The following is a 24,864-nucleotide window of genomic DNA, read 5'->3' as shown; positions in this document are numbered from 1 at the left end:
AGGCTCTCAATCTTCCCTTTAATGAGAATATATTTTTCTATATTCCATCACTTATCGGTATTTAATATAAATCATGCTCAATAAAAGAAACAGCCGTATCCTTTATCGAAAAAAACATCCTTCAAGGTGGTCATTTACTATTCCCGTTGCCTGCATAAAAGAATAGCAGATAGTCGGACCAACAAATGTCCAACCACGCTTCTTCAGATCTTTAGAAAGGCGAAGAGAAGCAGGTGTTATGGGGTTAGCCAAAAGTGTCTGGAAATCTATCTTCTCATAACGCTCTGATTGTGGTGGTTGAAAAGACCAAAAATAATGGGATAAACTGCCCCACTCTGTTATAATTTCTTGCGCTCTAAAGGCATTATTCAATACTGATCGGATTTTTCCTTGATGACGAACAATGCCTTTATTCTGCATCAACATTTGCAGCTTCACTTCATCATAATGCGTAATTTTTTCAAAATCAAAATAATCAAATGCTTTTCGAAAAGCAGAGATTTTTTTTAAAATGGTAAACCAAGAAAGCCCTGCCTGAAACCCCTCAAGACAGATTTTTTCAAACAAACAGTCATCATCAAAAACAGGCTTGCCCCATTCATTATCATGATAAGCACAGTAAAGTGGATCCGTTCCGGCCCATGAACAACGGACTTTCCCATCCGCTCCCACGAGAAGCCCTTCATCAAGTGCCGTATTGACCTTATCAAAAGAGTGTTCCTTGATCATCTTGCTTCGATTTTAACCGTTTAAGTTTTGAAGATTTATTGGGAACATGATCATGCGTCGAGACATCAATCTCACCATCAAAAAAGCGTAAATTTATTTGCCCTGTCTCAGGAAACTGAACCAATCGTTTAATGGGTTTATTATCTTGCCCCAAAGCCAAAACAAAGCCTCGCTCTAAAATATTTTGATACGAAGTGCTTCTTAAAAGTCTACAAGCAACCTCTACCTGAGCATGTCGCTTTTCCACATGACGCACAAAAGCACGGTGAAGACGCGCCGTAAACTCCTTTGTAGCATGTTGTGCTTTTTCAGTATTCAGTAAACGCGACGTGAGACGAACACCAAGTGCATGAAAATAAAAACGCTTTTTATCATAGCTCACACAAAGAGCACGTTGTAATCGACTTGAAATTTCATCAAAACCGCGCCTTGGGAAAGCGAAGAGTTGATCAGCAGTTGGGAGGGCTCGCACAATCGCACGCAATTTTTGTTGATGAAAATCAAAATAACGGACCATCCCTTTACGCAAACGTGCCCCCAGAGACGATACATAGACTTCGAGATCAAGCTTAACAGGAACAGCCTTCTCCGCTGCTCCTGTAGGAGTTGGAGCTCGCCAATCAGCGACATAATCAATCAAAGTCCAATCCGTTTCATGACCAACTGCCGAAATAACTGGCAGGACAGATGCATACACAGCACGAACAACTGCCTCATCATTAAATCCCCATAAATCTTCTAAGCTTCCTCCTCCCCGTGCCACAATAATAAGATCGGGCTTTGGAATAAGCTCTCCGAAAGGAAGCGCATTAAAACCTTCAATAGCAGCAGCCACTTCCCTCCCACTCGTCTCCCCCTGAACACGTACAGGCCAAACTAAAATATGCAAAGGAAAACGATCTGATATACGATGAATAATATCGCGAATGACAGCACCCGTTGGTGATGTTACAACCCCTATAACTCTGGGCATATAAGGCAAAGGTTTTTTCTTGGCTTCATCAAATAAGCCTTCGTCGATAAACTTTTTCTTACGATTCTCTAGAAGAGTCATCAAAGCACCAACCCCTGTCGGTTCAAGAGCTTCAATAACAATTTGATATTTTGATGACCCTGAATAAGTTGTCAGTTTACCAACAGCAACCACTTCCATTCCTTCTTCAGGAGGGAATTTAAGTTTTTCCATAATACCGCGCCAAATAACAGCTTCTAGCCTTGCCTTATCATCTTTTAAGGCAAAATAAGCATGACCTGAAGCATGTGCACCACGATAACCTGATATCTCTCCCCGCACCCGCACATAACCAAACTTTTCTTCAACAACGCGCTTTAAAGCACCAGATATTTCAGAAACAGTAAATTCTACAACATTCGTTGCCCCTGTTTTTTTGTAAAACAAATTTTCCATTTTTCAATTCACACAGGTTCGTATATCGAATCTTAACATAAAGAAAATACTTTATCGACAAAAGCGATTTCACTTTAAAAGTGCGCTTCTTGAAATTCCATTCAATAAAAACAACTCTCACTCCTAACAAAAGATCTTCGACACCTTAAAAAGGCTTTATCCTTATGCAAAGCGTCGAAGATGCAAAATTATACTCTTTTTATATTTATATTTTTTGATAAATGTCTATTTTTCAATTGCACTATAAAAAATACGTGGTGCACTATTCCAAACCCATTTTTTGACATCAGGTGTCATAGCTATCGTGTGATATGTCTGATAAATAAAAGCATAGGGTCCTTTTTTCATAAGTTCACGTTGCAAATCAGCATACATTTGTGCCCGTTTTTGTGGATCTTTTTCAAACAATGCATCTTGAACTTTTTGATTCATATTTTTATCAAAATACCCCTGGCACCAACTAGCATAGCCTGTATTTTTCGCCTCAAACCGATTATCAGGATTGTAAATAAGGCGTGAAGCCATTGTATGGGGATCCGCAGAATCATTATTCCATCCGTAAAAAATCGTATCAAAGGCACGTGTAGACAGTTTCGAAAGTAACTGCGTTCCTACAAAACGTTCAATTGTAAAGCGCACTCCAATCTTCTTTGCATTATCTTGGAGTGACTGCGCAATAGGTAAAGCAAAAGGATAAGGTGATGCTCCTGCAAAAATGCTCGCCTCAAAACCGTCTGGATAACCTGCTTCTGTTAAAAGCTGCTTTGCTTTTTCAAGATCAAGCTTAAAAGGCTGTCCTTCTTTTTCATTCAAAGCGCCAAAAGTCCCAAGAGGCAGAAAACTTGCACGCGGAATACCAGCATCCTTCAAAAGAGTTTTTCCAAGGCCCTCATAGTCGATAAGATAGCGCATCGCTAAACGCACTTTTTCATTGGCAAAAATTGGATTTGTCACATTGAACCCCCACATGATTACAGATGGCTCTAAAACTCTTTCAACTTTAATATCTGTTGTTGTTTGGAGATCTGCTAAATCCTCTGGCATCAAATTACGTGCAACATCTATATCGTGTTTTTGCAACAATAAACGTTGTGTTCCTGGTTCAGCAACATGCTGTATTAAAATCTTTTTTAGCTTAGGTGCCTCTCCCCAATAATTGGAACTTGCATGCAACAAAAGAGCTTCTCCAGAACGCCAGCGGCTTATCATATAAGGACCAACACAAGCAGAATGGCTCATCAAATACCGATTTCCCATATCATCATCTTGTTCGTGTTTCATGATTGTCTCACGATCAAGCAAGGCAAGAGTACGAGTAGTGGAAAAATGGCTAAGAAGAAGCTCTGCTGGATAAGGTTTATCAAATTCCATCACAACTGTTTTCTCATCCGGTGCTTGAAAAGCCTTATTAACATTCTGTTCTGTAATACCATATTCATTAAATGTCGCCGCAGCAGCCATCTTCAATTTAACAACCCGCTTCATGCTCCAAACAAGATCATTGGCATCTGCAGGACGACCATCATTAAACTTCAAACCATCGCGCAAATGAAAAGTAATAACCGTGTGTTGATCATCACTTAAAACATCCCAACTCTTTGCCAAGGAAGGAACAAGTTTAGCTGCATTGTCTTTGGCTGGTTCAACTAAATTATCACAAACATTGACAAGAATTTCATTACCATAACGGTCATTGATTTGCGCCGGATCAAATGTACTTATTGAATCGAGATTCCAGCCCATCACCAAAGTATCAGCAGGCGTTTTTGCTGATAATGGCTGCGCAAATATTCCCATAGCAAGAAAAGCAGAAACAAAAGGGCTGCTGCTTTTCAATATTTTTCTTTTCAAGTTCATAGATTTTTCCTTTTAAACGTTATTGTATAGATAAACAACGTAACAATAATAAAATCAGACTTTAGAATCTTCTATTTAAAAAGGGAATATTAAAACTTTGAAATCAGAAACTTTTTTATAACGACTTGTTTTTTTCAAAGAAATATCTTTTTTATTTAAGATTTTATACGTTTTTTCTTTTCATTTTCTAAAAAAACATTTCTTTTCCCAAAATACTAAGTGTATCTTCATTCACTGTCATCTATTTCATCGTTTTTATTACTTCTCAAACCATGAACCATTTTTTCAATCTTAGAATTTATATAAGTGCCTTTATTAGAAGGCTTAATCTCTTTCTAGCAGAGCGTTTTTATGAAATTTCATAATACAGATAGTATTTAATCACAATGAATAACCTTGAATACACTCAAAATTTCATCATTATACAAAACACCAAACTTACGAGATTATATTATTTTTGTATTTATAACCAATTATTTTAATTTTAATATAAAAAAACACAGTGAATTTAGAAAAAGAATAAAAATTACCATAATATAGTAAGGCAGAAAATGCGCAAAAAATAACAAAAAAGTTATTTCCCTTTATAATAAGAACACTATTCTTTGATCATATAAGAACAGAATATATCAAAATAAATATAAGGGAGCATATGTCCAATTCTTTGCGCAAATTTCTTGGAGGCAACTTAAAGCCCATTATTATAAAGTTATTCATCTTTTCATTTCTCGTTGGTATTCTTCTGAAAGCTATTGGGTACACACCGCTAGATTTGATAAAAACTATAACAAAGCTTTCAAAGTCCCTTTTAGAGTATCTCTGGGAAACAGGATTTGCAACTTTTACAAACTTCTTTCATGTCATCATGACAGGGGCTCTTATTGTTGTGCCTATTTTTCTTTTTTTATGTATTTTAAATAAAAAATAAATGTCCTATTCATTCTTTTCTATGGACTCTATTTTTCTCAAATACATTAATCTTTTCGAAAAATAAGACGACATAAAAACCCCGTAATAACAGCCACAATTACTGCAACAACACCGTATAAAAAGCTATACTTATGCGCCGCATAAAAGATCGTATAAGCAATATGTGCTTTGACAATTTCAAGATTCGTGGTCGCACTATCAATAAACTGCCCATCGCGAAAAAGATAAGCCCGAGCCTGATAATGCCCAACAGGAGCATTTGCTGGCAAACGAAAATGCGCTGTAAAAAGCGATCCAGAACCAAAACGAACGCCGCCCACCTCCTCATGATAAAGATTTTTAGCTTTTTGCAGCTTTATAAGTTCATGACGAAAAGCTTTCACTTTACTCTGATCTTGTTCAGCCGTCTGCAATGATAAATGAGATAAGCCTAAGCTTAAGCGTTTATACTCTTCAATACCAGCGATATCACCAATCTCACGCGTTGTGACTATAGAATAAAAGAGAGGAACATTTTTAAAAATAAGGGAATCTGTATTAACCCACACGCCCATATTACGTTTTTTTTCCCGCATAACCATCGGCTGAGCTTGCCCTTCCAAACTCACAACAATATCATAACGGTTTTGTCGAGAATATAACGGATCGATATTTTCTAAAACTCCAGCAATATAAAGATCACGCCCCTCAAAACGTGTATCAACCATAATCATATTTGTTGTTACAATAATTTGGATTGTTTCGTGATTCACTTGATCAACAAGCGCCGACTTTACACCCAAATGTGCCCAAGCAGAAAAAGGGGCGACAAAAAAATAACCGACAAAAGTGCATAAAGAAAATAATCTACCCATTTTTATCTCATTAGAATATCCAGAGAGAAAAGATTATCAGGGCGTATAAATAATTGAAAAGCAAGGCGCATACACACAATCAAAACTAAAAGTGCAAGAGCCATACGCAATTGCTCAGCCTTTAACTTTCGTCCAGCTCTTGTTCCATATTGTGCACCAACACTTCCCCCAAGCATGAGCAAAAAAGCCAAAACAATATCAACAGACTGATTACTCACACTTTGCAAAACTGTCGTAAAAGAAGATACAAATGTAATCTGAAAAAGTGAAGTTCCAATCACTACATTGGTTGGAACACGCAGCAAATAGATCAATGCCGGTATCATAAAGAAGCCACCGCCAATCCCCATGATAGAAGATAACAACCCAACAATAAGACCAATCCCTAAAACTGGAATAATGCTAACATATATCATGGATGTCCGAAAGCGCATTTTCAATGGCAAACGATGAACCCAATTATGTCTCCCCCCAAGACGAACCTTGACTTTTTTTGCCTTACGCTGACGCATTATATCACGCCAACTTTCAATAATCATCAAGCTCCCCACGCTTCCAAGAAGAATCACATAGAGGAGAGAAATCATTAAATCTAATTGACCTAACTTTTTCAGAACAGAAAAAATTTGAATTCCAATGAAAGAGCCAACACCTCCCCCAATAACTAAAAAGAGACCAAGCTTGATATCCAGAGTACGTCTTCTAAAATGCATAATTGCCCCTGTGACAGATGAGGCAATCATTTGATTAGCTCCAGTTCCAACAGCAATAGCAGGGGGAATATTATAAAAAATCAGCAAAGGCGTGATAAGAAAACCACCACCAATACCAAAAAGACCTGAAAAAAACCCAGCAACAACCCCCATGCCAATCAAGATCAGCATGTTAAGCGACATTTCAGCAATTGGTAAATAAATACTCACTTACAGAACCTTCAAGATAATATGATTTTCTAAATAACCTGAGAGATTTTCTCTCAGAATCCCCTTCTCCAATAATTTTTGTTGCATATTTAAAAGATCATTCTAAATGCAACACATACCGTTTCAGATCTCACAGAGATCTTTGTAAAGTTATGAATGCGCATCCCATATCTATGGGCTACCACATCAAAAATTAAAAAAGCGAACTTCTTTAAAAAAACTATAAGAGCATAACGTTATCACAAATATAAATGCAATGATTAAAAAACACCAAAGAATTTTTTTAATATAATAACCTAAAACAAAAAAATGTCTCCGAGATTGAACACTTGAAGAAGAGTGATCATTTTCAATGTCATGATCAGATTCTTGAATATCAGAGCGCTTTTCTTTTATCGTAGAATGCTTAAAAAGCCTTTCTGCTTCTTTTGAAGAAGAGTTTATAGCACTCATTGACAAAGAAGCTTTATTTTCTTTCTGCAACACATTTTTAACATTTGCTTGAGTGAGATTTGCATCACTTTTTTTCGAAATATGAGACATTTTATGAAGCGAAGAATACTCTTGGTCTCTTTCCTTTGGCATATCAGCAAGCTTCTGCACAACAGAATCAAATGAATTTGAACGAGATGTATATCCTGGCACCGCCGATTTTTCTGGACTTTTCTTTTCACTATGCAAACTCTGGACAAGACTTTTAAGCTGCTCTAAGCTCTCAAAAAGCTTTTTTTCTTTTTGACGACGTATATAGTGCTCGGCTAAAATTGCTCGGCTAATATCATCCAAGTAAGATTTAAAACTCTCTTCTATAGAACTTTGTGATGCCAAGTGACGGGACGGATGCTTCATTTGCATTTGCGCATAAACAGAGCGTAACTTTCTAGCAATATCCGACATTGTGACTTCAGCAGGCACCTCTCGCCCCTTATTTTTCTCAATACCAAAAAAAGAAGGGGGGACTTTCTCACTCTGCTCTTTCGTATAGCTCTTCCTATTCAAAAACGCTACCCCTCATCCTATCACCAACACTACGCCTTATTAACTTTTTATAAAGAACGGCAAAATAATAGGAAATTATGCTTTATTTTAGTAAATAGAGCTTTAAGAATTTTCAAAAAGGTTTAAATATTCAAGCTTTAGTTTTATAGCTCTCAAGATTTCAGTTAAAGTGTTATTTTCTAATTTTTTTCACTCTTTTTCCATCACATCTCTATCAACCAATGATAAACGGCGCATGCGGAACGAAAAAAGGATATCCTCATTTTACTATTCTGATACCATTTACTATTCCGTATCTCTTTTACTTTAAGTTCGTTTAAAACCTTTTTACAAAGTTATGAAAAAGAGATTTATTAGCAATGAAAGTGCGTTATTTTTATTCAAACGAAAGTGATAATTATGTAAAGTACATCAAAAAATAAAATAGATAACCATGATAAAAAAGTACAAGCAAATTTAAGAAAGCTTATATAATGAAAAAACCGGTTTTGAATGAGATTCCATTCTAAACAATTTGGTTATTCATGATTGTCACTATCATCATACTAAAAAAGAGGATTACTATGAAGATAATTGTCGCTGTCAAACGTGTTGTTGATTATAATATCAAGATACGCGTCAAACCTGATAGCACAGGCGTTGATCTATCTCATGTCAAAATGTCTATGAACCCTTTTGATGAAATCGCGGTAGAAGAAGCAATCCGCCAAAAAGAATCGGGAAAAGTTTCAGAAGTTGTTCTGGTTTCTATTGGACCAGAAGCCGCACAAGAAACTTTAAGAACAGGACTCGCAATGGGTGCTGATCGCGCACTCCTCATAACAACAGAGAAAATCCTTGAACCTCTAGCAATTGCTAAGGTTCTCAAGCTTATTGTTCAGGAAGAAAAACCAGATATGGTCTTTTTAGGAAAACAAGCTATTGATGATGATAGCAACCAAACGGGACAAATGCTTGCGGCACTTCTTAACTGGGGACAAGCAACTTTTGCTTCTCACCTCAACATAGAAAATGGGCACGCAACTGTTATTCGTGAAGTTGATGATGGCACTCAAACTCTTTCCCTTCCGCTCCCTATCGTTATGACTGCCGACTTACGATTAAATGATCCGCGTTATACTTCTCTACCCAATATTATGAAAGCAAGAAAGAAACCTATTGAACAAAAAGCTCTTTCTGACCTTGGTATAGACACGCAAGCGCGCTTAACGGTTCTTCGTGTTGAAGAGCCCCAAAACCGCCAACCCGGTGTGAAAATAACCAGCGTAACAGAGCTGGTTAATGCACTAAAACAAGCAAATTGCATTTAATATCTGATAAATGATGGATTAAAAAATAATACTGTATATTAAAGGGTAAAAACTTATGGCAATTCTTTTATTAGCCGAAGAAAATATAGAAGAAACTGCAAAAGCACTCACTGCAGCGAGAGCAATTAACGATGATATTGATATTTTAGTTTGTGGAACAAAGGTTCAAGAAATCGCTAAAAACAGTGCTAAATACACCGGTGTGCGACAAGTTCTTGTTGCCGAAGCCGATTATTTAGCACACCATCTTGCAGAACCTATGGCAAATACAATTGTCAAATTAGCACATGATTATGATGTGATCATGGCTGCATCGACCAGTACTGGCAAAAATGTCATGCCGCGTGTAGCAGCACTTCTTGATATTATGCAAATTTCAGACATTATTGCCGTTCTTACGCCAGATACATTTAAACGTCCTATTTATGCAGGAAATGCTATTGAAACTGTACGCGCCCGCGATTGTCAAAAAGTTATAACGGTTCGTACAGCTGCTTTTACTCCAGCCCCATTACAAAATAACAGCGCTCCTATTAAACCAATAACACCTGCGCCCAACCCAAATCTTTCTTCTTTTATAAAAGCAGACACTCATAAAAGCGATCGCCCTAATCTTGCCTCAGCACGTGTTATTATATCAGGCGGACGTGGTCTTGGTTCACAAGAACAATTTATGGCACTTCTTCTCCCCCTTGCAAACAAGTTAGAAGCTGCTTTAGGTGCCAGCCGAGCAGCAGTTGATGCTGGCTATGCCCCTAATGACTGGCAAATAGGACAGACGGGTAAAATCGTTGCTCCTGAGCTTTATATTGCCGTTGGTATTTCTGGTGCAATCCAGCATCTAGCTGGTATAATGGACGCACAAATTATCGTTGCTATTAACCAAGACGAAGAAGCGCCCATTATGCAAATTGCGGATTATGCCCTTGTTGGTGATCTTCACAAAATCATTCCAGAATTAGAGAAAGCTTTATAAATTATGAAAGAGCTCGACATCATCAATATAAAGATATAAAATTTGATATGATGATTATTGGAGCGAAATTTTCAGAATATTGTTTCATGCAAACTGCTGGTAACACCCGTGTAGGTGATCTTTGCAAAGCCATTCCAGATCTGGAGAAAGCTTTATAAACCATGGAAACATCTTTACATCATCAACGTGAGACTATGGAATTTGACATCATCATTGTCGGAGCGGGACCTGCAGGACTTTCCGCTGCAATTCGATTGAAACAGATAAATCCTGAGCTTTCTGTCACAGTTGTTGAAAAAAGTGCTGAAGTTGGTGCCCATATTCTATCTGGTGCAGTCGTTGATCCTATCGGCATCGATACACTTTTGCCTAAATGGAGAAATGAACAAGATCACCCTTTCAAAACGCCTGTCACGAGCGACCAGTTTTTTTTTCTAAAACAAAAACATGCTACAAAATTTCCCAATATTCTCCAACCCAAAATCTTATCAAATCACGGATGTTATATCGTTTCACTTGGCAGTGTTTGCCGTTGGTTAAGCAAAAAAGCTGAAGCGCTTGGCGTCGAAGTCTATCCTGGGTTTGCCATATCACAGACCATTCATAATGATAATGGAGCCATCATTGGTGTTCTTACAGGTGATATGGGGCTTAACAAAGATGGAACTCCTGGAAAAAATTATATGCCTGGTATGGCTTTATTAGCAAAATACACACTAATTGCGGAAGGAGCGCGTGGCTCTCTTGCAAAACAACTGATACAAAAATTTGATCTTAGCAAAAACCGTGAACCACAAAAATTTGGACTTGGTCTCAAAGAACTCTGGGAGATTGATCCTCAAAAACACAAGCCTGGTTTGGTTCAACACTTTGCCGGTTGGCCTTTAGACAAAGATACTGGTGGTGGTGGTTTTCTTTATTATCAAGAAAAGAACCTCATTTCTGTTGGTTTTGTCGTACATTTAGATTATAAAAATCCTTATCTCTCTCCTTTCGAAGAATTTCAACGTTTTAAAACACATCCTAAACTCTACGAAGTCTTAAAAGGTGCAAAACGCCTTTCCTATGGCGCCCGCGTAATCAGTGAAGGTGGCTGGCAATCTGTACCAAAACTCACCTTTCCCGGTGGAGCGCTTATTGGTTGTTCTGCTGGTTTTGTTAATGTTCCACGTATCAAAGGATCACACAATGCGATCTTATCTGGTATATTAGCAGCCGATAAAATCGCTGCAGCACTTGCGCAAGGACGCACACATGATGACGTCACAGAAATCGAAGAACGTTGGCGAAAAGGCCCCATTGGTAAAGACCTTTATAAAGTGCGCAATGCCAAACCACTCTGGGCAAAGTATGGCACAAAATATGGAATTATGCTTGCCGGCTTTGATATGTGGTGGCAACAGCTATTTGGATTTTCCTTATTTAAAACACTCCACCATAGGAAAGCAGATTATGAATGTCTTGAGCCAGCAGACAAATTTGTTCCCATTGCTTACCCAAAACCAGATGGCCTTGTAACCTTTGATCGCCTCTCCAGTGTTGCGCTTTCTCATACGCACCATGAAGAAAATCAACCATGCCATTTAAAAATAGATTCATTAGAAAAACAAAAAGACTCTGAATATGCAATTTATGGAGGACCTTCCACCCGTTATTGCCCTGCCGCTGTCTATGAATGGCTAGAATCTCATAATCAGGAAACCTATGTGATCAACGCTTCAAATTGCATTCATTGTAAAACCTGCGACATCAAAGATCCTAACCAAAATATCAATTGGCGCTGTCCGCAAGGTGGTGAGGGGCCCCTTTACCTCAATATGTAATTATTTTTTATTAGGCGATAAGGTCAGCACCGCGCATGATAACTTCAACGCACATATTGTTACAAATCGGTGCCATCATTATATTTACAAGTTCCCAATATGTTTTTCACTGCATAATTTTTCAGCAGTGAGTTGATTTATAACGCTATTTTATTTTTTTTCATAATGAATGAGAACCTTGAATATCATAAGATTCTCTTATTTCAAATCTACTTATCTTGAAACAATCAAATCATTCGCTTGCACATTATAAACGAGATGAGTGTGTGGATAAAAATAAAGAAGGAAAGGAGTAAAAAATGCTTCTCATGAATTGATTTCATGCAAAAGCAGTTATAACATCTAAAAAACTGAGAGCATAATGATAAATCTTACATTTAAAATAGGTTCATAAAAGGCATTTTTGTCTCCTCTCAAAATTTTCGCATATACCAGTCAACTTTATGGTATAAAGATCTTTATTTGATCAAGGATAAACAAATCGAAGCAGTATGATATTTGAGGCCTATATTTAATATGCAAAATAATGAATTATTGTTCTAAATTCTGTGCAATCGTAACTGCCATCATAAAACACTCTCAAACATATGTGATCTTTTGATCCAAAAAATCATACGCTGCGGTTCCGTTTTTATCAATCAATGATAAAATGAAGACAAAGGTATTTTGACTATTTAAAAATACGAGAAGCTATCCTTGATTTATCTTAGCAATTTAAAACACCTTGCCTTGTTTGCATCCATTTTTTATCAAACGACTATGTTTATTTATACACACCTCTTGTAAAATACAAATAAATACTTTTTATTACAAATAAAATAAAAAATATATTTTTATTATTTAATATAAATATACTATATTTTCTTTATAGGTTAAATAATTACTATATAAAATACTGAATGTTACTCTCTTTTGCCTTAAACAAGATATAATAAATAAAATCATATAGATTTATTTCCACCAGAAATGGAATAAATAGACTTCCATCCATCTTATGAGATCAAAAGAATCTTTCTCTAACTTTTTTAAGAGGAAAAGGGAGAGTTTATTTTCTGCAAAGTTGTCTCAAGAGCGGTAATTATAGCACTTTTTCCCCCTTGGAGAGAAAAACAATTTGATAAAAGTTCATTTGTTCCCCCTTTCGTCGAAAACTCTTTCTCGAGCAATGCAAAATCAAGGGGAAGAGAACTATTCGTTGCCATAATTTTGCGCATTTCATCTGTGAGATTTCCAAACATCATAGCGAGGAAATCTGCTGATTGCTGCTTCTCTAAACCCTGTGTCATAAACCATTGATGTGCTGTCTCGATAAAATTAAAATAAACCCCCATCAGTGAGCCAGCCGTCATAAAAAGATTAAACTGCTCTTCCGCACTCAATACCAACGCTCCCCCCAGAGCATCAAAAAAACTGCGTAAAAACGGATGGTCCGGATAAATTGGTGTTAAATTTTTACATTCTGCCACAAAAGGAAGTGGAACAGCACGATACACCTTATGATTAATCCACTTTTCAACATCTGCCATTTTTGCCATAGCAAGAACGGAAACGACAAGTTGCTCAGAACGAAAGCGAAGAGAACGCAAGACTTCTTCTGCAATTTGGTTAGGCAAACAAACAAAAACACAATTACTCATATCGAGCAATGCCTGATTGTTTTCAGCAATAATAACCTTATCATATTTCTGTGCAAGGCATTCTGCACTTTGCGCATTACGCGGCGAAACGACAATCGAAGAAATATTAAAAGCACTCATGATCAGACCATCAATCATTGAAGCACTGATTTTACCTGTGCCTAAAAAGCCAACTTTCATTTTTACTCCTCGCTTTTACAAGTTCAACGAACAGTCCATATATTTAACTCACATAAATACTAATTGAAGAAGCAACACATAGCATAGATAGAATAATCAACCCTAAATAAACTTTTGGCTTATCAAAAAGAACCGCAAAAGCAGAAAACCACCCAAGAATAGCCGCAGATAACGCAAACAAAAAACCTGTTTTGTTCATTAATACAATATGCATAGCCATTAAACTACCAATAATCAATGCTCCAAAAACAATCAACAATCCTGTTGCAAACTTTTCATAATCATCCATACTTCGCTCCTCATAGCGCTCACATTATTATGTATTTTTCTACCTCATGTGTATATAAAAAAATGTTTTTCATCTACTATATCTATAACAATATATATGTCTAAAATAGTATAATCCCCTATTGATCAGATGTAAAAAAGGCAGGAATATGCTGTGGCCAACGCCAAGGCAAAATGGCAATCAAGTCAAAACGTACACATAAAAAAGCACGATCTGTTTGTCGTGCGAGCCAAATGTCAGTAGCTGCCTCAATGCGTCTTTCATTCACCCGAGAAACCGCAGACATTGCTTCAGCGAGCGTCGAGCGCGCTTTTACTTCAACAATTAAAATAAGATTTCCACGCCGCGCAATGAGATCAATTTCACCACGTTTTGTTTTAAAACGAATTTCAGCAATATAAAATCCTTTGAATCGCAACCACCAAGCAGCCCATTTTTCTGCACGAATACCGCGACGAAAAGATTTTTGCTTGCGCTCTTTTTGCATAAAACGCCCCCTTTTTAAAATCTTACATCTCCTTCAAAAAATTCAACCGCTGAAAAAGGTCTTGCTTTTTTAAACCTGTTTTCTTTGCCACAAAAGCAGACGCTTTAGCCGCAGAGTGTGTGCGTGCCAATTCTAATAACATTTCATCAATTTCTTGACCGCTCATCACTTCTAAAGAAGAGAGCGCTCCTCCCACAAGAACAACAATCTCACCCCGAATATGGTCCTGTTTTCTATAGTTTTCAAACAAAGCACCTAAATTGGAAACATCGACAGTTTCAAACTTTTTTGTTAGTTCACGGCAAACGGCCGCAGGACGATCAGCTGAAAAAAAAGAAATCATATCTTTTAAAGTTTCAATAAGACGATGCGGCGATTCATAAAAAATCAAGGTCGCAGGAATATTTTTTAATTGTTCCAATCGCTTTTGACGTTGTGCCTTGCGCGCACTCAAAAAACCCGCAAAGAAAAAACTATCCGTGGGAAGCCCTGTCGCAATAAGAGCAGCTAAAAGTGCAGATGCACCAGGAATTGGGATAATTTTGAGACCAGCTTTGCGCACTTCTTCAACCAAACGAAACCCAGGATCAGAAATCAGTGGTGTTCCAGCATCGGATACAAGTGCTACACTTTTATTTTCTAATAAAGCGGCTAATAACTTTGGTCCTGCCTTTTGTGCATTATGTTCATGATAAAGAAAGGGAGAAGTCTTAATACCGTAACGTTCCAATAAAACACGCGTCACCCGCGTATCCTCACAAGCTAAAATATCCACGCCTGCAATCACTTGCAAAGCACGAAGAGTAATATCTGCAAGGTTTCCTATAGGCGTTGCCACAAGATATAATGCCGGTTCTATGGCAGGTGCAGCATAAGCATGAGAACCTATAAAATATGCTTTTTCACTCATACTCTTCTTTCATAACTAGCCCCCTCTTCATCAACTCTTACCAAAGCCTTTATCCGCGAATATCGCTCATTTCTACCAGTTTTCTTTTCCCCACTCAAAAATAAACCACGCAATTATGATACATGTCACCACAAGATGACTTGCTCCAATCATCTGCTCCCCATCAACGACTTTTTCATCAACGCTTTTTGCAACCTTCTTAGCCTTTCTCTGTGCCATAACACATTTTGCTCATCATGATTGCACTATCAGTAAAATCAATCATCAGGATACCCCTTACACCATCCCCTACCATTTTCTCAAAACTCTTTACTTTAAAGGTAAGAAAAGCGCCTCTCATTGCTACATCTTATGCCTTCTCTTCTCTGCAATAAGAACCACATCTTTCAAATTATTCTTATCATCTGTTTTCAATAAACCCTATTCATTTAAAAATACCCCACCAAACAAACATAAAACATCTTCCAACAACAGCCATTCCCTGTAATTTCTTTGAATATATCATTCACACCAAAACATCTCATGCTGTACTCTTTTCAGTCGCTTCACAATAATCAAATGAAGGCAAAAAAATTCAAAAAATAATTTTCAATAGCATGAAATATCATTTTATTTTTGAATATATTGTTTTTTCAATCAATGATTTTAAGATCACATTTGATATAATGTTGCTTTAATTGTAGCGTATTTTTATACTAATATCGGTATCTTTGCTTCGCCCTATAGCCCTTAGTGTTGCAGAATAATTGATCAAAATAATTTATAGGTTTGTATATTTTTAACTGCTATGCCAATCTTGCCAATCTTTTCATTTCAAGTCTTTGCATGCAACATAAAAAAACGCTCTATAAAAACAAAGAGACTATCGCGCTTGTATACTACAGTAAAGTTTTTAAAAGATTCCCATGCATGCTTAATATATACGTATTTTAATGCTAAAAAAACACAATATGACAAAGTAAAAAAGACAATAATAATGTTAGCTCACTGCTTCATAAACATAAAAAAAGCAGTACTCCAAAGGTCTTGTTTCACATTCTTTGTAAATAGCACAAAAAGCAAGAATTAAAGGCAAAATCTTAAAGAAATTTGTTTTTTATTTGATCAGCAATCATACGATAAATTTGAGCGTATTCTTCATCAGGTTTGGCCACAAAAATGGGAACACCATCATCTGAAGACGAACGTAAAATTGCATCAAGTGGTACTTCTGCTAAGAATGGAACATTTCGACGTTTCGCTTCTGCGCGCGCACCACCATAACCAAAAATATCGTAGCGTTTGCGCGTATCAGGAGCAATAAAATAGCTCATATTCTCAATAAGCCCTAAAATAGGGATATTGACTTTCATAAACATTTCTATTGCTTTACGCGCATCAATTAATGCTAGATCCTGCGGCGTAGAAATAATTAATGCACCCGTTAATTGTACTTGTTGAGCAAGTGTTAGTTGTGCATCTCCAGTGCCCGGTGGCATATCAACCACTAAAACATCAAGTGTCCCCCATAACACATCTCTCAGCAATTGTGTCACCGCCGCCATAACCATGGGGCCGCGCCACACCACTGGTTTTTCCTCTTCAATCAAAAAACCCATCGACATCATTTTAAGACCAAATTTTTTAAGGGGTTGAAGTTTTTTTCCATCAATGAATTGTGGTTTTTTGTTCACGAGTCCTGTTAAACGTGGTAAAGATGGACCATAAATATCGGCATCCATTAAACCTGTTTTAAATCCAGCGGCCTGCAAAGCTAAGGCAATGTTTATTGCCATTGTAGACTTACCAACTCCCCCCTTTCCAGAAGCGACTGCAATGACATGCCGAACACCTTCTACCGGCATTTTTACAGGCAGCCTATCAGCTCCACGTTTAGGCCCAGAAAAAACCGTACTTCTACGCACTTGAGAAGGAATCTTTGGAGTTTTTTCTGCTGTAAGTGTAACAACAGCAGATTCAACCCCATCCATAGCACATACGACTTCTTCAGCGGCACGACAGACTGTTTCCCATTCTTGCACGCGTCCATCTGGAACTGTAATAGAAAAGAAAACCTTTCCATGAGCAATCAATATTTCCGAAAGAAGCCCCAATGATACAATATCACTTTCAAAATTTGGTCCTTTAATTTTATGCAATGCGTTGCGAACAGCCTCGCTTGTGATAGGGCTCACTTTCTTTCCTCTCTCAGTATTAGTGTACCAATTCTTAAAAATACAGTAATAAGGATAAAAAACACGGCACCGCAACTCCTCAAGACTTCACGCTTTATAAGAAGTATAAAATGTACCTGCCTTATATCATATCCCTTTTAAAACAATAAAAAAACTCAAGTCATAAGACTCCAATTAAATATATTTATCGTATAATGCATTATCATAACAACCTCTAAAGGCTTTTAAGAAACAAAATTGAACCGACTTTTTATGCTGAAATAAATGCACTTTCATTATAGCTATGCAATCATAATTCACGATTCTTCCTTGCCTTCTTTAATATCTTAAAGGTCTACTCATGTTGAAAAAGGAATAACTCTATTACTGTAATAAATAATTATTTTCCTTATTTTTTTAAAGTGTTACAAACAAAAACTTTGATTATCATGACGCTTTTTGTATTTTTAAAAGGGGAAGAAAAATAATCTAAGATTGACTTTTTTGTATTTTTCCTTATGAATGAACTATCGTATGATGGGATAAGATTGTACATCTAGAAGCATAACTGCTCATAGAATTAAGAAGGGCCGTACTCTGCGGTATTTAAATAAATGAAACGTACTTACCAACCCTCTAAACTTATTCGTAAGCGTCGCCACGGGTTTCGTGCACGTATGGCAACGACTGGTGGCCGCAAAGTCATCGCCGCGAGACGTTCTCGTGGACGTAGGCGGTTATCCGCTTAAGCATTTAGCTTGACCATTTATTTTTTTACAATAGTTGAATCGTTTTATTGTTTCTCTGTTGTAAAGCTTTCGTTATAAACCTCCAATGTCTGCTTTTGCAGGCATTTATTGAAATTGCGAAACGCTCTTGATGAAGAAAAAACCCCCTTGCCGCATTCGCAAGAGAGCGGATTTTTTGGCTGTGCGTACAGGAGAAAAACGGCGTGGTCCTTTATTTTTACTCGAAGTGAAGTCCCGTCAAAAAACGGAAGAAAATGAACTTCCTCTCGTAGTGCGTGTAGGATTTACTGTTACACGTAAAAACGGCAATGCTGTTAAACGTAATCGAATCAAAAGGCGTTTGCGTGAGGCGGTAAGGATTGGTGTGACAAATAACATGGAAGCAGGAACCGACTATGTCATCGTAGCACGTCCAGATGTGCTTCATGTGTCTTTTGCATCTTTAATCAATGAATTAAACCAACGAATAAAACCAAAAACACAACACTCATAACGGCAACAGGATAGTATGAATGGAATATAACCGCAATTTCTTTATCGCCATTGGATTATCTTTCGTAGTACTTATTGCATGGCAGTTTCTTCATGTTGCCCCCAAACAAGCTGAGTTGCAAGAAAAACAAATTATTACACAGCAATTGTCAAAACAACAGTCAACACCTTCTACATCTAGTACAAATTTTTCTGATGCAGGTACACCTAAACTAGCCCCTATCATTGATCACAAGATGACTCCTGAAATCAGGAATGCTGTATTGGCTAAAACAAATCGCATTACCATAAAAACCAATGAACTTGAAGGCTCCATTAATCTTGTTGGTGCGCAATTTGATGATCTTCGACTCAAAAAGTATCGTCTGACTGTCGATAAAAAATCACCCGAAATTGCTTTGCTCAACCCCAAAGGATTCACGGAAACCTATCTTGCTGAGTTTGGTTTTACAAGCGCAGTTTTGTCAGCAAAGGCTCTACCGCAATCTGACACACAATGGCAAATAGAAGGAACTAATACGACGCTAACGCCTTCAACGCCCGTTACTTTAGTTTATCATAATGGGCAAGGACAAACCTTCCGTCGTATGATCTCTGTTGATGATCACTACATGTTTACCATTGAAGATTCTATTAACAATGAGGCTGATAAACCAATCTATATCTCGTCTTATGCCCGCGTTGCACGTGCTGCCCCACCAGAAAATACAAATGCAACCTACTTACTTCATGAAGGTATGATCGCTATTGCCGGTGATTCACTCAAAACTGAGAAATACAAAAATCTAGCAGAACTTGACCCCAATCCTGATAATAATCAGAAAAGTATGACTTTTTCTAAAGTAACAGGAGGTTGGATTGGTATTACTGATAAATATTGGGCTGTAGCCGTTATTCCCCCACAAGATAAAGAATATACAAGCCGCTTTATTTATTTTGATCGCTTGCAAACTCATTACCAATCTGACTTACTCAGCACAGCTTTAACAATTGCCCCCAATGAAACAAAAACCATTACAAATCGCCTTTTTGCTGGTGCAAAACAAGTTGAAGTTATAAATCACTACCAAAATGACCTGAAAATAAAAAAATTTGCTCTTTTAATTGATTGGGGCTGGTTTGATTTCATCACAAAACCTATGTTTTCTCTCATTGATATTCTTTATAAGCAAACAGGCAATTTTGGTATTGCCATTCTTCTCGTCACGGTAATCTTAAAAACGCTTCTCTTTCCTCTCGCCAATAAATCCTACAAATCTATGGCGCGCATGAAGCTTATACAACCGCTCTTATTGGAGATAAAAGCAAAATATCCAGATGACCGAAACAAACAACAACAAGCAATTATAGAACTATATAAAACTCAAAAAATTAATCCTCTTGCCGGTTGTTGGCCAATGCTGGTTCAGTTTCCAATATTCTTTGCTCTTTATAAAGTTCTCTATATTACTCTTGAAATGCGCCATGCATCTTTCTTTGGCTGGATTCAAGATTTAGCAGCACCAGATCCAACTTCTATTTTTAACTTGTTTGGTCTCTTACCATACACAACTCCAACATTTCTTATGATTGGTGCATGGCCTTTAATCATGGGGATAACGATGTTTTTACAAATGCGTATGAATCCAGCTCCACAAGACCAAACACAAGCTATGATTTTTACGTGGATGCCAGTCCTTTTTACTTTTATGCTTGCGTCCTTCCCTGTTGGTCTTGTCATCTATTGGGCATGGAACAATATATTATCGATGATACAGCAAGGTATTATAATGAAGCGCCAAGGTGTTAAAATTGAGCTTTTCGATAATCTTAAATCTATGTGGAGAAGACCTTCAAAAAAAGAAGTGCATGAATGAGAAAATATTCACCCCTTTTGAAAATTTTTTCTGATCATTGGGTTTTTATTCGTAGTGTTCCCCAAATATGCTTTCTGCCTCCGGAAGGTCCTCCAGAAATCGCGTTTGCGGGGCGTTCCAATGTTGGAAAATCCTCTCTCATCAACGCACTCCTCCAACAAAAAAACTTGGCACGCACCTCCAATACACCTGGACGAACTCAAGAACTTAATTACTTTGTACCTGATGGTTTTAGTGGAAAACCAGGAGATCTTCCCCCTATAGCGCTGGTTGATATGCCAGGTTATGGCTTTGCCAAGGCTCCTAAAAGTATAGTTGATTCATGGACAGATTTGATTTTTAGCTATTTACGAGGACGCACAACTTTAAAACGTGTGTATGTCTTGATTGATTCACGCCATGGAATTAAAAAGAACGATACAGATATTTTGGATCTGCTTGATAAAGCAGCTGTGTCTTATCAAATCATTTTCACTAAAAGTGATAAAGTAAAATCAAACGACCTTGAACAATTGATTATAAAAACAAAAGCAAAACTTCTTAAACATCCAGCGGCTTATCCTGAACTTCTTGTAACATCGTCAGAAAAAGCATTGGGCTTAGAAGAATTGCGTACGGCTATTTTGCAAACAATTATCGTATAGAATATATTTCCATTGTTAAGAGTTTATTAAGCATAAAAACGAGCTTCTGCTAATCAACTTGTACTCTTAGCAAAGCACCTTTATAAAATTTCTATTACTTGAAAGATTCTCATCAACTCTATTTGACAGTGCAGATTATGTTGACACTTTTTCACTCGCCTCTATCCTCTGCTTCTCGCTTTATACGCCTTGTTCTTGGAGAATATGGCATTACCGCTCAATTAATTGAAGAACATGAATGGGCTAGAAGGCATGAGTTTCTCGCACTAAATCCAGCTGGTCAAGTTCCTGTTCTTCTTGATGAACATGAAGTTCCATTATCGGGAGCCGGTGTTATCTATGAGTATTTAGATGAAACACATGGGAATTTACGACAAGAACATCAATTGTTTTCAGAAAACCCTTTAAGTCGTGCTGAAATCCGTCGTCTTAATGACTGGTTTTTAAATAAATTTGAATCTGAAGCAACACGCCATATTGTACGAGAACGAATCTATAAACGTGAAATGCCACTTGCTATTGGTGGAGGCGCTCCAAATTCACAAGTCTTACGCAATGCGCGTGCTAATATCCTACCGCACATGAACTATTTAAACTGGCTCTGTGCATCCCGTGATTGGTTAGTGGGATCTCAATTATCTTACGCAGATCTCGCAGCAGCAGCTTCTATCTCGGTACTTGATTTTCTGGGAGAAATTGACTGGGAACAATCCCCGTCTGCCAAAGGCTGGTATACGCGAATTAAATCTCGCCCTTCTTTCCGCTCTCTTTTAACAGACCGCATTCGGGGAATTGTAGCAAGCCCTCATTACACGGATCTTGATTTTTAAGCGCTTTTTTAAAAAATTGGCATCATCACTGGAGTGTTAGCTCGTTTTGTTGCAATAGATTTATAAAAGATATTCTTATGCTTTTCTAAAGTAATTTTAGTTCATACAGTCACTTAGCTTATCATATCCCCATAAATAGTTTTGTTCGATTCATCATAGAGCTATTTGAAACGAGAAAGATCTACGATATTTAGAGGGCTTATTCAATATCTAAAAAATAATTATTATTTTAAATCAACTAGTTAAACAAATATTACCAAAAAAGTTTTTCACATTATAGAAAATATATTTCTACATGTACTTACAATTTTATTATGAGTGTTTTCTAAATTAATAATTAAAACTATATAAAGAGTGATAAATTCTGATGATGTCGCTTTAAAACCAAAAGTGAATTTTTTATGATAGTATTTTTATTAATTTTTTAGATATTTATTGTAATGAATAAGTTCAATTTCAAGCTATGTATTAAAATAAAAAACTTTATTAGGCATTAACTTATTATATTTTTCTTCTCTCATAGCATTTTTATAGGAATTTTCATCATTGACGACCTAATAATATCAATAAAAATGCTATTTTTATTGATATTATTTTACGTGCATTCTATTGCCTTGCTTATGTAAACTCATTTTTTCCGATAGCATATCCTGCTGCAGCATAAGTGAGATCGTTTGCATTATTTTTTTACATTTATCTATAACGAATGCAGATGGCCAAGAATATCCTATCATCTTATCCATTTCATGCTGAATCGTAAAAACTGTTTAAGTATAGAAAATTTAATAATGTTAATGGCAAGTATATAATACATAACATGGTAATATTGACTTGTAATTCTCCATTTTACCTAATTCATGTTAAAAAGCTGATTATATAAAGCATGAAAATTATTTACTTTATCATGAACAGTATTTCTTATCATGCTTTTCTGTAGACGAACAATTCCTTCATATAACGAAAGAAATAAAAATTTTCCTCTATAAAAGAAAAGAACCCTTGGAAAGAAGGAAATAGTTTGCTTATACTAACGAGTAAAGTAGCATAAGGAGAAAAATATGCGCCTTACAGTTGTTGGTGCGAATGGAAGAATGGGACGTGAGCTGATTACAGCTATTCAGCAGAGAAAAGATGTAGAGCTTTGTGCCGTTCTTGTACGTAAAGGATCGTCTTTTGTAAATAAAGATGCCGGTATATTGATTAAATCAAACGCTCTTGGTGTTCGCATCACTGATGATCCGGAAAGTGCCTTTTCTAAAACTGAAGGTATTTTAGACTTTTCCCAGCCACAAGCCAGTGTATTTTATGCTAACTGGGCAGCTCAAAAAGGTCTTGTTCATATTATAGGAACAACAGGATTTAGCAAAAAAGAAGAAACAGAGATTAAAAATTTTGCAAAACATACAACCATTGTGAAATCTGGAAATATGAGCCTTGGAGTCAACCTTTTAGCAAACCTTGTAAAAAGAGCAGCCAAAACATTAGAAGCCAATGATTTTGATATTGAGATTTTCGAGATGCATCACGCTAACAAAGTAGATGCTCCTTCTGGAACAGCTCTTCTTCTTGGGCATGCGGCAGCAAAAGGGCGCAATGTAATATTGAAGGATGTTAATATTAGCGAGCGCAATGGACATACAGGCAAACGTGAAAAGGGTGCAATTGGCTTCGCCTGTTCACGAGGTGGAACAGTTGTTGGCGACCACAGTGTCACTTTTGCTGGTCAAAATGAACGTATCGTTCTTTCACACATAGCACAAGAACGCTCTATTTTTGCCAATGGTGCATTAAAAGCAGCTTTATGGGCAAAAAAACAGAAAAATGGGCTCTATTCCATGCATGATGTTTTGGGATTAGACGATGCATTTTAAACAGCCAATATAATATAGGAAATCCATAATGGAACGCACACTTGTATTAATCCGCCATGGACAAAGTGAATGGAACCTCAAAAACCTTTTTACTGGTTGGAAAGACCCTGATCTGACAGAAAAAGGCCATACCGAAGCAATAGCAGCAGGAAAAAAACTAAAAGAAGCTGGTTTAAAATTTGACACCGCTTATACATCAGTCTTACAGCGCGCACAAAAGACGGCGCAACATATTTTAGAACAAATGGGACAACCCGATTTGAAATTGATAAAAAATCCAGCATTAAATGAACGTGATTACGGTGATCTCTCTGGTCTGAATAAAGATGAGGTCCGCCAACAATGTGGGCAAGAACAAGTGCAAATGTGGCGCCGCTCCTATACGATAGCCCCACCGAATGGGGAAAGCTTACGCGATACTGGTGCACGTGTTTGGCCTTACTATCTTTACCATATCCAACCGCATATTTTACGCTCTCAAACTGTTTTGGTTGCAGCACACGGTAATTCTCTTCGTGCTCTTATTATGGCACTAGAAGGTCTCGATAGTGAAGAAATTATCTCTCAAGAATTAGCAACGGCTGTTCCTATAATCTATACATTCAATGCTGACTCAACAATTGCATCAAAGAAAATCATCACACTTTGAATTTCTAAATTGTCGTGAATATAGGGCATTCAGCCCAATCACTTTAAACCTAAAAATAAACTTTATAATTTTATTGACAGAACTGCTTCACAAGCTTAGATAAATTTTAAGCCCAGATGGCGGAATTGGTAGACGCGCAGGTTTCAGGTACCTGTGCCGCGAGGCGTGGAGGTTCGAATCCTCTTCCGGGCACCATGCTTTTTTTTATCAAAAATAATTTATTGATTTTCCATATGTTTTTTTAAGTGAGGGATGCGTAAATAAAAGTGAGGGAATAGGATTTTGCAACACATCTCTATAGGATGCCT

Annotated in this window: 23 protein-coding genes and 1 tRNA gene; 12 read left to right on the top strand and 12 right to left on the bottom strand. The window is 37.0% G+C overall.

What is annotated here, in order from left to right:
- Positions 1 to 102 precede the first annotated feature (102 nt).
- The 3 genes from ABID23_RS06140 to ABID23_RS06130 all read right to left on the bottom strand — a co-directional run bounded on the left by ABID23_RS06140 (position 103) and on the right by ABID23_RS06130 (position 3,994).
- Entirely contained in the window at positions 103 to 729 is a 627-nt protein-coding gene (locus ABID23_RS06140) for a DNA-3-methyladenine glycosylase I (RefSeq protein WP_354190357.1), read from the bottom strand.
- Positions 707 to 2,137 carry an exodeoxyribonuclease VII large subunit gene (gene xseA, locus ABID23_RS06135; protein WP_354190355.1) on the bottom strand — a complete coding sequence of 477 codons (1,431 nt, stop codon included), beginning with the start codon at positions 2,135 to 2,137 and terminating at the stop codon, positions 707 to 709. Before xseA ends, ABID23_RS06140 begins: the two co-directional genes overlap by 23 nt.
- A gap of 225 nt (positions 2,138 to 2,362) precedes the next feature.
- Entirely contained in the window at positions 2,363 to 3,994 is a 1,632-nt protein-coding gene (locus ABID23_RS06130; protein WP_354190353.1) for an ABC transporter substrate-binding protein, read from the bottom strand.
- A 652-nt stretch (positions 3,995 to 4,646) separates the two neighbouring features.
- Between ABID23_RS06130 and ABID23_RS06125 the strand changes: the two genes are divergently transcribed.
- Positions 4,647 to 4,922, top strand: a complete 276-nt coding sequence (locus tag ABID23_RS06125) for a DUF6460 domain-containing protein (protein WP_354190351.1) — start codon at positions 4,647 to 4,649, stop codon at positions 4,920 to 4,922.
- 46 nt (positions 4,923 to 4,968) lie between these two features.
- Here ABID23_RS06125 and ABID23_RS06120 read toward each other — a convergent pair whose 3' ends face one another.
- The 3 genes from ABID23_RS06120 to ABID23_RS06110 all read right to left on the bottom strand — a co-directional run bounded on the left by ABID23_RS06120 (position 4,969) and on the right by ABID23_RS06110 (position 7,700).
- Complete coding sequence (locus tag ABID23_RS06120; RefSeq protein ID WP_354190349.1) at positions 4,969 to 5,778, bottom strand: TIGR02186 family protein; 810 nt, start codon at positions 5,776 to 5,778, stop codon at positions 4,969 to 4,971.
- 2 nt (positions 5,779 to 5,780) lie between these two features.
- The gene (locus ABID23_RS06115) at positions 5,781 to 6,701 is read right to left on the bottom strand and encodes a sulfite exporter TauE/SafE family protein (protein WP_354190347.1); all 921 of its coding nucleotides are present in this window, start codon (positions 6,699 to 6,701) and stop codon (positions 5,781 to 5,783) included.
- A 186-nt stretch (positions 6,702 to 6,887) separates the two neighbouring features.
- Positions 6,888 to 7,700 carry a hypothetical protein gene (locus ABID23_RS06110; RefSeq protein ID WP_354190345.1) on the bottom strand — a complete coding sequence of 271 codons (813 nt, stop codon included), beginning with the start codon at positions 7,698 to 7,700 and terminating at the stop codon, positions 6,888 to 6,890.
- Positions 7,701 to 8,263: 563 nt separating this feature from the next.
- Here ABID23_RS06110 and ABID23_RS06105 point away from each other — a divergent pair.
- The 3 genes from ABID23_RS06105 to ABID23_RS06095 all read left to right on the top strand — a co-directional run bounded on the left by ABID23_RS06105 (position 8,264) and on the right by ABID23_RS06095 (position 11,809).
- Complete coding sequence (locus tag ABID23_RS06105; RefSeq protein ID WP_354190343.1) at positions 8,264 to 9,010, top strand: electron transfer flavoprotein subunit beta/FixA family protein; 747 nt, start codon at positions 8,264 to 8,266, stop codon at positions 9,008 to 9,010.
- 55 nt (positions 9,011 to 9,065) lie between these two features.
- Complete coding sequence (locus ABID23_RS06100; protein ID WP_354190341.1) at positions 9,066 to 9,986, top strand: electron transfer flavoprotein subunit alpha/FixB family protein; 921 nt, start codon at positions 9,066 to 9,068, stop codon at positions 9,984 to 9,986.
- Positions 9,987 to 10,147: 161 nt separating this feature from the next.
- Positions 10,148 to 11,809, top strand: a complete 1,662-nt coding sequence (locus ABID23_RS06095) for an electron transfer flavoprotein-ubiquinone oxidoreductase (RefSeq protein ID WP_354190339.1) — start codon at positions 10,148 to 10,150, stop codon at positions 11,807 to 11,809.
- 1,025 nt (positions 11,810 to 12,834) lie between these two features.
- Here ABID23_RS06095 and ABID23_RS06090 read toward each other — a convergent pair.
- From ABID23_RS06090 to ABID23_RS06065, 6 genes are all read right to left on the bottom strand, one after another.
- Positions 12,835 to 13,626, bottom strand: coding sequence for a pyrroline-5-carboxylate reductase (locus tag ABID23_RS06090; protein WP_354190337.1), 792 nt, complete (start codon positions 13,624 to 13,626; stop codon positions 12,835 to 12,837).
- Between the two features lie 43 nt (positions 13,627 to 13,669).
- Positions 13,670 to 13,915 (bottom strand): hypothetical protein, encoded by a 246-nt coding sequence (locus tag ABID23_RS06085; protein ID WP_354190335.1) that lies wholly within the window; start codon positions 13,913 to 13,915, stop codon positions 13,670 to 13,672.
- 118 nt (positions 13,916 to 14,033) lie between these two features.
- Positions 14,034 to 14,402: a YraN family protein gene (locus ABID23_RS06080; protein WP_354190333.1), complete on the bottom strand. Its 369-nt coding sequence runs from the start codon at positions 14,400 to 14,402 to the stop codon at positions 14,034 to 14,036.
- A 22-nt stretch (positions 14,403 to 14,424) separates the two neighbouring features.
- Positions 14,425 to 15,312, bottom strand: coding sequence for a 16S rRNA (cytidine(1402)-2'-O)-methyltransferase (gene rsmI, locus ABID23_RS06075; RefSeq protein ID WP_354190331.1), 888 nt, complete (start codon positions 15,310 to 15,312; stop codon positions 14,425 to 14,427).
- Positions 15,313 to 15,384: 72 nt separating this feature from the next.
- Complete coding sequence (locus ABID23_RS06070; protein ID WP_354190329.1) at positions 15,385 to 15,531, bottom strand: hypothetical protein; 147 nt, start codon at positions 15,529 to 15,531, stop codon at positions 15,385 to 15,387.
- Between the two features lie 860 nt (positions 15,532 to 16,391).
- The gene (locus tag ABID23_RS06065; RefSeq protein ID WP_354190327.1) at positions 16,392 to 17,486 is read right to left on the bottom strand and encodes an Mrp/NBP35 family ATP-binding protein; all 1,095 of its coding nucleotides are present in this window, start codon (positions 17,484 to 17,486) and stop codon (positions 16,392 to 16,394) included.
- A gap of 593 nt (positions 17,487 to 18,079) precedes the next feature.
- Here ABID23_RS06065 and rpmH point away from each other — a divergent pair.
- The 8 genes from rpmH (at position 18,080) to ABID23_RS06025 (ending at position 24,751) form a co-directional block, all read left to right on the top strand.
- A complete protein-coding gene (gene rpmH, locus ABID23_RS06060) occupies positions 18,080 to 18,214 on the top strand; it encodes a 50S ribosomal protein L34 (RefSeq protein WP_354190325.1) in 135 nt (44 codons plus the stop codon).
- 130 nt (positions 18,215 to 18,344) lie between these two features.
- Positions 18,345 to 18,707, top strand: coding sequence for a ribonuclease P protein component (gene rnpA / locus ABID23_RS06055; protein WP_354190323.1), 363 nt, complete (start codon positions 18,345 to 18,347; stop codon positions 18,705 to 18,707).
- A gap of 19 nt (positions 18,708 to 18,726) precedes the next feature.
- Positions 18,727 to 20,562 (top strand): membrane protein insertase YidC, encoded by a 1,836-nt coding sequence (yidC, locus tag ABID23_RS06050; RefSeq protein ID WP_354190321.1) that lies wholly within the window; start codon positions 18,727 to 18,729, stop codon positions 20,560 to 20,562.
- Positions 20,559 to 21,206 carry a ribosome biogenesis GTP-binding protein YihA/YsxC gene (yihA, locus tag ABID23_RS06045; RefSeq protein WP_354190319.1) on the top strand — a complete coding sequence of 216 codons (648 nt, stop codon included), beginning with the start codon at positions 20,559 to 20,561 and terminating at the stop codon, positions 21,204 to 21,206. Before yidC ends, yihA begins: the two co-directional genes overlap by 4 nt.
- A 137-nt stretch (positions 21,207 to 21,343) precedes the next feature.
- Positions 21,344 to 22,036, top strand: a complete 693-nt coding sequence (locus ABID23_RS06040; protein ID WP_354190317.1) for a glutathione S-transferase family protein — start codon at positions 21,344 to 21,346, stop codon at positions 22,034 to 22,036.
- A gap of 1,058 nt (positions 22,037 to 23,094) precedes the next feature.
- Complete coding sequence (dapB, locus tag ABID23_RS06035) at positions 23,095 to 23,907, top strand: 4-hydroxy-tetrahydrodipicolinate reductase (protein WP_354190315.1); 813 nt, start codon at positions 23,095 to 23,097, stop codon at positions 23,905 to 23,907.
- Between the two features lie 28 nt (positions 23,908 to 23,935).
- On the top strand, positions 23,936 to 24,556 hold the full coding sequence (locus tag ABID23_RS06030) for a 2,3-bisphosphoglycerate-dependent phosphoglycerate mutase (RefSeq protein WP_354190313.1): 621 nt from the start codon (positions 23,936 to 23,938) through the stop codon (positions 24,554 to 24,556).
- Positions 24,557 to 24,666: 110 nt separating this feature from the next.
- A tRNA-Leu gene (locus tag ABID23_RS06025) sits at positions 24,667 to 24,751 on the top strand.
- Positions 24,752 to 24,864 lie beyond the last annotated feature (113 nt).

Source organism: Bartonella silvatica (assembly GCF_040545155.1).
Lineage (GTDB): Bacteria > Pseudomonadota > Alphaproteobacteria > Rhizobiales > Rhizobiaceae > Bartonella > Bartonella silvatica.
Note: the sequence above shows the minus strand (reverse complement) of the source record. Positions and strands in the feature narration are given on the sequence as shown.